The organism is Metamycoplasma equirhinis (genome assembly GCF_006385185.1).
GTDB lineage: Bacteria > Bacillota_I > Bacilli_A > Mycoplasmatales > Metamycoplasmataceae > Metamycoplasma > Metamycoplasma equirhinis.
The window spans coordinates 1-520 of the sequence record NZ_VFIX01000047.1 but is presented as its reverse complement, the minus strand read 5'-3'; the positions used below and the strand labels follow the sequence as shown (position 1 = coordinate 520).

At 62.3% G+C, this 520-nt stretch carries 1 pseudogene; it reads left to right on the top strand.

From position 1 onward, the window contains the following. Positions 1–144: 144 nt before the first annotated feature. Positions 145–520, top strand: a pseudogene (gene fabD, locus FJM08_RS08600) (malonyl CoA-acyl carrier protein transacylase); the annotation flags it as partial.

Genomic DNA, 520 nt, shown 5'->3' with positions numbered 1-520 from the left:
AAAGTGATCCAGACAACAGGTCGCGGGACGATCTCAAAAACATAGCTTACAGGCCCGTTTTGTTGGTTATATACAAAAACCTAAGACGAGGTTCATAATCTGTTACACCGCGCAAAACCGTCTTCACAGTGTTCTCTTAGACACGTGATTGCGTTGCTCGCACCCGGACAGGGTTCGCAAACCGAGGGAATGTTGTCGCCGTGGCTTCAGCTGCCCGGCGCAGCGGACCAGATCGCGGCGTGGTCGAAAGCCGCTGATCTAGATCTTGCCCGGCTGGGCACCACCGCCTCGACCGAGGAGATCACCGACACCGCGGTCGCCCAGCCATTGATCGTCGCCGCGACTCTGCTGGCCCACCAGGAACTGGCGCGCCGATGCGTGCTCGCCGGCAAGGACGTCATCGTGGCCGGCCACTCCGTCGGCGAAATCGCGGCCTACGCAATCGCCGGTGTGATAGCCGCCGACGACGCCGTCGCGCTGGCCGCCACCCGCGGCGCCGAGATGGCCAAGGCCTGCGCCA